Raw genomic sequence first — 8,787 nt, forward strand, 5'->3', positions numbered from 1 at the left:
TAGGGGGCTTGCCGCTATGACCGATCAATCCATCCTGACCGCCGCCGCCGATTTTCCGGCGATAAACCTCGACGATGTGCGGGCGGCGGCGGGACGAATTGATGGCGCGGTTGTCCGCACCCCGACGCTGAAGTCGCAGACGCTGTCCGAGCTGGTCGGTGCCGAGGTGTGGCTGAAATTCGAAAATCTTCAATTCACCGCAGCCTACAAGGAACGCGGTGCGCTCAACGCCCTGCTGCTGCTCAGCGAAGAGGCGAAGGCGCGCGGCGTGATCGCGGCGTCGGCGGGCAATCATGCACAGGGACTTGCCTATCATGGCAAGCGGCTCGGCGTGCCCGTCACCATCGTCATGCCGAGCACGACGCCGCAGGTGAAAGTGTCGCAGACCGCGAGTCACGGCGCGCAGATCGTGTTGTTCGGCGAAAAATTCGACGATGCCTACGCCCATGCACGCGAGCTCGAGGCGGAACGCGGGCTGACCTTCGTTCACCCCTTCGACCATCCGCACGTCGCGGCGGGGCAGGGGACGGTCGCGCTCGAAATGCTCGAGGATGTGCCCGAACTCGACACGCTGATCGTGCCGATCGGCGGCGGCGGTCTGCTCGCCGGCATGGGCACCGCGGCGCGCGGGATCAAGAATGACATGCGGCTCGTCGGCGTGCAGGCCGAACTTTACCCGTCGATGTATGCCGAGCTGAACGGCGTCGACATGGCGTGCGAGGGCGATACGCTCGCCGAGGGCATCGCGGTCAAGGAGCCGGGAAGCTATACGCGCAAGCTGGTCGCCGCACTCAACGACGATATCGTGCTCGTCGCCGAACGCCATCTGGAGCGCGCGGTCAGCCTGCTGCTCCAGATCGAGAAGACGGTGGTCGAAGGCGCGGGCGCCGCGGGCCTCGCGGCGATGCTCGCGCATCCCGAGGAATTCGCCGGGCGCAAGGTCGGCCTGGTGCTGACGGGCGGCAATATCGACACGCGCCTGCTCGCGAATGTGCTGCTGCGCGACCTTGCGCGATCGGGCCGGATCGCGCGGCTGCGCATCCGGTTGCAGGACCGCCCCGGCGCACTGTTCAAGGTGATGGAGGTGTTCAACGAAAAGCAGGTGAACATCATCGAAATCTATCACCAGCGCATCTTCACGACGCTGCCCGCCAAGGGCCTGATCACCGACATCGAATGCGAGGCGCGCGACAAGGAGCATCTCGACAGCCTCGTCTCGGCGCTGCGCGATGCGGGCTATATGGTCACGACGGTGGAGCTGGCCTGATTTTTCCCCTCTCGCAAGCGGGAGGGGCGGCGAGGCTTGGCAGCTTGCTGCCTAGCCGCAGCGAGGTGGGCCAGCCACACCGCGTTCTTGCCCACCCCGTTGCGACTAGCGGACAAGTTCGCAAGTCTCACTGCCCCTCCCGCTTGCGGGAGGGGATTGCTATGGTGCCGCGATGAAAGAATTCACCCTCGCCCTTATCGCCACGCCCGACGCCATCGACGAGCTGGGCCATGTCAACAATGCGGTCTGGGTCCAGTGGATCCAGCAGGTTGCGACGGGGCATTGGGACGCCGCGGCGCCGCAGAGCCACAAGGATGCCTATATCTGGGTCGTGGTGCGGCACGAGATCGACTATCTGCGCGCGCTCGGCCCCGGCGAGACGGTGACCGCGCGGACCTGGGTCGCCGACAAGCCGCAGGGCGCGAAGTTCGACCGCTTCATGGAATTCACCGGCGCGGATGGCACGGTGCATGTCCGCGCGCGCACCGTCTGGGCCCTGCTCGACAAGGCGAGCGGCCGCCCGCTGCGCGTCACCGACGCGATCGTCGCCCCCTTTCAGGCCGACCGGTGAGGCGCCCGGCGTTACCGCGCGGTCAGTAGGCGAGGGCGCAGCCGTCGGCGCGCATCTCGCTCGCCGCGGCATAGACGCGCGTGTCGCCGTCCATGCGATGTTCGACGCACTGGTAGCGGCCGAAGCCGCCGTCGGGATTGCCGATCGTCCAGCCGAGCGCCGCAAGCTGGGCCCGCGTCGCGGCGGGAACGCCGCTTTCGAGCCGCAGAAGTCCCTTGGGGCCGAGCCCCGACGCATCCTCGCCCATCGATTGCGACGATCCTTCATGATGCCAGCGCGGCGAATCGCCGGCGGCCTGGATTTCAAGGCCGTAGTCGATGCGGTTGACCATGATCTGCGTCTGCCCCTGCGGTTGCATGTCGCCGCCCATCACCCCGAAGCTCATCCACGGCGTGTCGCCATGCGCGGCGAAACCGGGGATGATCGTCTGGAACGGGCGCTTGCCGGGGGCATAGATATTCGGGTGGCCGTCTTGCAGGCTGAACAACTGGCCGCGATCCTGGAACATGAAGCCCAGCCCGTCGGCGACAAGCCCCGACCCCATGCCGCGGAAGTTCGACTGGATCATCGACACCATCATGCCGTCCTTGTCGGCGACGCTGAAATAGGTGGTGTCGCCATGGCTCGGCGCCTGCCCCGGATGGACCGGGGTCAGGATGCGGTCGGGGCGGATCAGCCGGGCGCGCTCGGCCGCATAGTCCTTCGAGATCAGCCATTCGACCGGCACGTTCGAAAAATGCGGGTCGGCGTAGTAGCGCGCGCGATCCTCATAGGCGAGGCGCTTTGCCTCGGCCTGAAGATGGATCGACAGCGCCGACTGGAACCCCGCGCCCTTCAGGTCGAAATTTTCGAGGATGTTGAGCATCTGCAGCGTCGCGATGCCCTGCGTGTTGGCGCCGAGTGCATAGACGTCGGTGCCGCGGTAGGATGTGCGGTGCGGCTCGATCCATTCGGAGCGGTGCGCGGCCAGATCCTCGCGGCGCAGCCAGCCCCCGATGCGCCGGAAATAGGCGTCGATCGTCCGCGCAATCTCGCCATCGTAAAAGACGTCGCGGCCGCCCTCGGCGATCAGGCGGAAGGTGCGCGCAAGGTCGGGGTTGCGGAACACCTGTCCCGCTTGCGGCCCCTTGCCGTCGGCCATGCCATAGGTGCGCAGCGCATTGTCGACCTCTTCGATCCCGCGCCCCGGCTGGCGAAAACCGGCGAGGCTGCGGCGGATATAATAAGCGATCATGTCGGGGACCGGCGCGCCCGCCTCGGCATGGGCGATGACCGGTTCGAAAAGCTCCTTCCACGGCAGCTTGCCGTAGCGCTGGTGCATCGTCCACCAGGCGTCGACCGTCCCCGGCACCGACACCGCGATCGCGCCATAAGCCGGGATCGCGCCGCCCGTCGCGCGCGACCGCACGGTGGCGAGGTCAAGCGCGCGGGGGCTTTTGCCCGACCCCGCCAGCCCGACGACCTTCTTTGCCTTCGGATCCCAGATCATCGCATAGGCGTCGCCGCCGATGCCATTGGCGGTGGGTTCGAGCAAGCCGAGGCAGGCGTTGGTCGCGATGGCGGCGTCGACCGCCGACCCGCCGCGTTTCAGCATGTCGATCCCCGCCTGCGTCGCGAGGGGATGCGCGGTGCCGACCGCGCCGCTGAGGCCGTAAGCGGCGGTACGCGAGGCGAAGCTCGCACCGACCGGCCGGTCGCCGGCATGCACGTCGGGTCGCAGGAAGCGTTCGCTGTCCTTGTCCCACGCGGGAGGCAGCGCCGGATCGCCTTTTGGCGCCGGCTTCGCGGACTGGGCAAGCCCGGCGGTCGGTAACAGGGCGACGGCGGGGGCGGCAGCAAGAAGCGTGCGACGGCGCATGGCGATGTCCTTTGGAATTTTCTGTCGTCCCTTTGTTGCGCCATGCGGCAGGCTTGGCAAGGGGCGTGGAGACTCCCTACTCGAGTTCGGTAAGGTCGAGCGCCGCGAGCAGCTGGCCACGGGCGCGGCGGACGTCGGCGGTGAGCGCGGGTGAAGCGAGGTCGCCGGGTGCGATCGCTTCGGGCCAGTGCGCCGCGACGACGGCGGCTATCCGGTCGAGCTTGGCTTCGTCGGCCATGAACCGCGGATCGACGGTCGCCGGATCGGCGACGACGCGCAGGCGCAGGCAGGCGGGGCCGCCGCCATTGGCCATCGACTGGCGCACGTCGACCGGAAACAGCCGCCGGATCGGACCGTTGCCCGCGACATGCGCCTCGAGCCAGGTCCACACGCTCGGCGTTTCGCGCGCTTCGGTGGGGAGGATCAGCCCCATGCCGCCGTCGTTCGGCAGGCTGACGAGCTGCGCGTTGAACAGATAGGATTTGATCGCATCGGGCAGGCTGACTGCGCTCGCTGGGACTTCGACGATCTCGACCTCGGGAAAGGCCGCGCGGATCTGGGCATGCGCCGCCGCGCGGTCCTCGAAAGCGGTTTCGTGCGTGAACAGCACGCGCTCGTTGGCGACGGCGACCACGTCGTTGTGAAAGGCGCCGCCCTGGATCGCGGTGTCCGATTGCCGGATGAACAGCGTCCGGTCGGGATCGAGCCGGTGGTGGCGCGCGATCGCTTTCGAGGCGTCGAGATGCTGGCGCGCCGGGAAGCGTCCGCCGCCGACGCCATAGACGAAAATCTCGACCCCCGGCTGGTCATGGCCGGCGCACAGCCGCATGTGATTGGCGGCGCCCTCGTCGCCGAACGGCACGGGGACCGGACCGTGGACGGCGAAGGCCGAGTGCGCGAAGGCGAGCCGGAGCTGGGCGAGCGTGCCCTGCCACTCATGGCTGCGGTGCGGCATGGTGACGAGATTGGCGACGGTCAGATGGCATTTGCCGTCGCCGCTGTCGGGCGCGGGCGAGACGGTGGCGGCATTGGCGGCCCACATCGACGAAGCCGACCAGGCCTGCGCGCGCAGATGCGCCTCGGCGCTGTCGAGATCGGTCGCCAGCGCCGCGAGCCACGCCGCATCGGGGCGGTCGAGCGGCGCGAAAAAGCCCTGCGGCAGCCCGAGCGCGAGGTTGTGGCGCATCTTGTCGATGCCCTGCAGCGCCGCGGCGCGCGGTTGCGACACGTCGCCGGCATTGCTGGCGGAAGCCATGTTGCCGCGGCTGAGGCCAGCATAATTATGCGTCGGGCCGATGATGCCGTCGAAGTTGATTTCGGTGATCATGGCTCAGCGCCCGATCCAACTGATGGTATCGCCGGTGCCGATCTGCAGCAGCCGCGCCGTCTCGGCATCGATGCTGCCGCCCTCGCCGACCTTGCCGAAGCAGCAGCGGAAATCGGCAAGGCGGCCCGTCGCGATCAGCGCGTCCGCGCCATCGTCCAACCGGTCGGCGACCCGCGTCACCTCGACATGCTGCGCGTCGCGGATGCTCGACACCTGATCGGTGCGCGCGGTCATCGTCGGGCCGCCGTCGAAGATGTCGATGTAATTTTCGAAGGCGAAGCCCTCATTCTCGAGCATCCGCATGGCGGCGCGGCCAGTGGGATGGGGAACGCCGATCACGCTGCGCGCGGTTTCGGGCAGCATTGCGATATAGACCGGATGCTTGGGCATCAGGTCGGCAATGAACTGGTTGCCGTGAACGGCATTGAACTGGTCGGCTTCCTGAAAGCTCATGCCGAAGAATTTGCCGGCGACGCCGTCCCAGAAGGGCGATCCGCCCGCTTCGTCGATCACCCCGCGCAACTCGGCCAGGATGCGGTCGCCGAAGCGCGCGCGGTGCCGCGCGATGAACAGATAGCGCGAGCGTGCGAGCAACAGGCCAAGCCCGCCGGCGCGCGCCGCGGGATGGAGGAACAGGCCGCCGACCTCGCTCGACCCGTTGAGATCGTTGCTGAGCATGAGCACCTGCGCGTGGAAGGTCCGCCCCAATTGCTCGCTGTGCTTGCTGTCGGTGCCGATGCGATAGCTGTAGAAGGGCCAGCGCTGGCCGACCTGGCCGAAAATCTGGCAGGTGCCGCGCACCTCGCCCGTTTCGGTGTCCTCGAGCATCATCAGGTAAAGCTCGTCGGACGGATACTCGCGGTCGCTGGCGAAGCTGGCCTCGGCGCGATCGAGCTTGGCGCGCAGCGCCTTGCGGTCGGGCGGCAGATTGGTGAAGCCGCCCCCCGTCAGTTTCGCCATTTCGTAGATGCTTTGCAGGTCGCTCGGTTTCGCCGAGCGGATCACATAGCTCACACAGTCCCCCGTTCCGCTATTTTCGTTAGGGTCAGCGCTGACAGCTGCGCGCGTTCAGCGAGACTGTCGACGATCAGAAATTCGTCCGACGAATGGATGGCGCCGCCGCGCGGGCCCATCGTGTCGACGACGGGAATGCCGCAGGCGGCGATATTGTTGCCGTCGCACACGCCGCCGGTCGCGTTCCAGCCGATCGACAGGCCCAGCGCCGCGCCGCAGTCGCGGACCAGTTCGAAGAGACGCGTCGCTGCGGCATCGAGCGGCTTGGGCGGACGGTTGAAGCCGCCGTAGAGATGGCAATGGACGTCGTGGTCGCGCTGGATCGCGGCGATGGCGTCGCGCAGCGCCGCTTCGGCGGCGGCCATCGCGTCGGGGGTCATCGGCCGCATGTTGACGCGCAGGATCGCCTGATCTGGGACAACATTATTGGGGCCGCCCCCGTCGATCTTCGCGGGATTGACCTTGAGGTCGGGAGATTTCAGCGCATTGAGGCGGAGTGCGAGGTCGGCGGCGGCGACGAGCGCGTTGCGGCCGTCCTCCGGGTTGCGTCCGGCGTGCGCCGAGCGGCCGTGGATCAGAACGGAGAAATTGCCACTGCCCGGGCGCGCGCCGGCGAGCGTGCCGTCGGGCAGTGCGGGTTCGTAGGTAAGCGCCGCAGTCTTGCCGCGCGCCAGTTCGGCGATCAGCGCGGCGGAGGCGTGGCTGCCCGTTTCCTCGTCGCTGTTGATCATCACGTCATAGCCGACGCGCTCGGCCAGCGGCGACGCCTCGAGCGCCGACAGCGCGGCAAGGATGACGGCGATGCCACCCTTCATGTCGGCGGTGCCGGGGCCGTTGAGCACGCCCGGCTCCAGCCATTTGAGCGACTGGAAAGGGTGATCGGCGGCGAACACCGTGTCCATATGGCCGGTCAGCAGCAGCTGGACCGGCGCCTCGGGGCGCACGCGAAGATGGAGATGCGCGCCGCGCTCGATCGTCTGGACGCGGCCCGCGGCATCGACGCTTTCGACAGGATCTGGCGCGACGAGACACAGGGTGCCGGGGAGCGCCGAAAAGGCGTCGGCGAGCAGGCCGGCGACGGTCTTCAGCCCGGCAAGATTACCGGTGCCGCTGTTGACCGCGGCCCAGCGTTCGACCTGCGCCAGCATCGGCGCATCGGCCGCACGCTCCAGCGTGGCGGTTTCGCTTGGCTTCAGGATGGTCATGCGCAGCCTATAGCCGCCCGCGCCCGGCTTTGGCACCCCCGGCGCGAAACAATCTTTCACGCGATACGGTAAATCACTGACATCGCTGGACGAGGCAGGCGATGTCGCGCGCGAAAGCGTCCGAATCGCAACGCGTTAACCGAAACTTCGTCTGCCGGGGCATAGGGCCTTGGCATCGCGCCAACGAGTGGGTCCATGACAGCCGCCTTCGTCCTCGTCATCAACATGTGCATCGCCGGGATTTTCGCGGTGGCATTCGGCGTGATCGCGGCGACCAACCGAATGGCGCGCGGCGCCGCCTTCATGGCGGCGGGCTATGCGCTGGGCATCGTCGATGTCGCGCTGGAATTCCTGCTGCCCTTCCAGACCGATCCCACGCCGGTGGCGGTCAGCATCTTTGTCGTATTCCTGCTCGCGCTCAGTTTCTGCCTCATCGGCATCTCGCGCCACTATCGCGTGCCGACGCCGCGCGGCGCGATGATCGCGATCTGGGCGAGTGCGCTGCTGTTGGCGCCCTTTGCCTTTTCGCTGCCTTACGGGTCACCCGCGCGCGGCATGATCTATCAATTTTCCTATTGCCTGATGCAGGGGCTGGCGGGGGTCGTCATCCTGCGGTCGGGACGGCGCCAGGCGCTCGACCTGCTGCTGATGGGGATGCAGTTCGTCGCGGCGCTGCTGTACCTGGTGAAACCCGCAATCGGCATGCTGGTTGGAACCGCCGCGGCGCCGCAGGCCTATATGGCGACAACCTATGCCGCGATTTCGCAGTCGATGGGCGCGGTGACGCTGGTCGCGGTGGCAATGGTGCTGCTGCTCGTGATGATCCGCGATGCGACCGCCGAGATGACCGCGCGGTCCGAAACCGACCCACTGTCGAGCGCGCTCAACCGGCGCGGCTTCGAACTGCATGGGGAATCGGCGCTGGCGGGCGGTACACGCGGCGTTCTCGTCGCCGCGGACCTCGATCATTTCAAGCAGATCAACGACAATTACGGCCATGCGGCGGGCGACGGCGTGATCGCCCATTTTGCCGCTCTGTTGCAGGACGCGGCGCCCGAGGGGGCTATCGTCGGACGCGTCGGCGGCGAGGAATTTGCGGTGCTGCTGCCCGATGCGCTGCTGTCCGACGGTCGGCTCTATGCCGAAACGGTGCGCGGCCGCTTTGCGGCGCAGCGGCTTCCGGTGCTCGGCGTCGATCGCTGTTTCACCGCGTCGTTCGGCGTCGCGCAGGCGGGGCGCGGCGACACGCTGCATGACCTGCTCCACCGCGCCGACGCCGCGCTTTACAGCGCCAAGGCCGGGGGACGGAACCTTGTGCGTGTGGCGCTCGGCGAATTGCCGCCGCTGCCCGCCATAGGCGCTGCCTGACGCGGCCCTATGGCGCGATTGGGGCGCGAAGGGCGGTTGCCATCGCGCCCCAATCGCGCCATAGGGCGGCGGCCCTTTCCTCCCCGGGTCCATCCGCGCAATCGCGCTGACCAAAGGGTGCTTGAATGATTGATTTCCTCGACCGCAGCGGCCTGTCCGTCGATTCGCGTCTCGTCT

7 protein-coding genes are annotated in these 8,787 nt (G+C 67.6%); 3 read left to right on the forward strand and 4 right to left on the reverse strand.

Features of this window, described 5'->3' with window-relative positions; translation table 11 throughout:
• Nucleotides 1-16 precede the first annotated feature (16 nt).
• Entirely contained in the window at nt 17-1,267 is a 1,251-nt protein-coding gene (locus L0963_RS17885) for a threonine ammonia-lyase (RefSeq protein ID WP_062900888.1), read from the forward strand.
• A 172-nt stretch (nt 1,268-1,439) separates the two neighbouring features.
• Nucleotides 1,440-1,838, forward strand: a complete 399-nt coding sequence (locus L0963_RS17890) for an acyl-CoA thioesterase (RefSeq protein ID WP_062900887.1) — start codon at nt 1,440-1,442, stop codon at nt 1,836-1,838.
• Nucleotides 1,839-1,860: 22 nt separating this feature from the next.
• On the opposite strand, the gene L0963_RS17895 is transcribed toward L0963_RS17890, so the two are convergent.
• The 4 genes from L0963_RS17895 to L0963_RS17910 form a co-directional block, all read right to left on the reverse strand.
• On the reverse strand, nt 1,861-3,696 hold the full coding sequence (locus L0963_RS17895; RefSeq protein WP_062900886.1) for a gamma-glutamyltransferase family protein: 1,836 nt from the start codon (nt 3,694-3,696) through the stop codon (nt 1,861-1,863).
• 76 nt (nt 3,697-3,772) lie between these two features.
• Nucleotides 3,773-5,023, reverse strand: a complete 1,251-nt coding sequence (locus tag L0963_RS17900) for an N-succinylarginine dihydrolase (RefSeq protein ID WP_062900885.1) — start codon at nt 5,021-5,023, stop codon at nt 3,773-3,775.
• Nucleotides 5,024-5,026: 3 nt separating this feature from the next.
• Nucleotides 5,027-6,037, reverse strand: coding sequence for an arginine N-succinyltransferase (locus tag L0963_RS17905; protein ID WP_062900884.1), 1,011 nt, complete (start codon nt 6,035-6,037; stop codon nt 5,027-5,029).
• Entirely contained in the window at nt 6,034-7,242 is a 1,209-nt protein-coding gene (locus L0963_RS17910) for a hydrolase (RefSeq protein WP_062902993.1), read from the reverse strand. Before L0963_RS17910 ends, L0963_RS17905 begins: the two co-directional genes overlap by 4 nt.
• 195 nt (nt 7,243-7,437) lie before the next feature.
• Here L0963_RS17910 and L0963_RS17915 point away from each other — a divergent pair, with 195 nt between their 5' ends.
• Nucleotides 7,438-8,610 (forward strand): GGDEF domain-containing protein, encoded by a 1,173-nt coding sequence (locus tag L0963_RS17915; RefSeq protein WP_062900883.1) that lies wholly within the window; start codon nt 7,438-7,440, stop codon nt 8,608-8,610.
• The last annotated feature ends 177 nt before the right edge of the window (nt 8,611-8,787 follow it).

The organism is Sphingopyxis sp. NFH-91 (assembly GCF_021401285.1).
Classification (GTDB): domain Bacteria; phylum Pseudomonadota; class Alphaproteobacteria; order Sphingomonadales; family Sphingomonadaceae; genus Sphingopyxis; species Sphingopyxis terrae_A.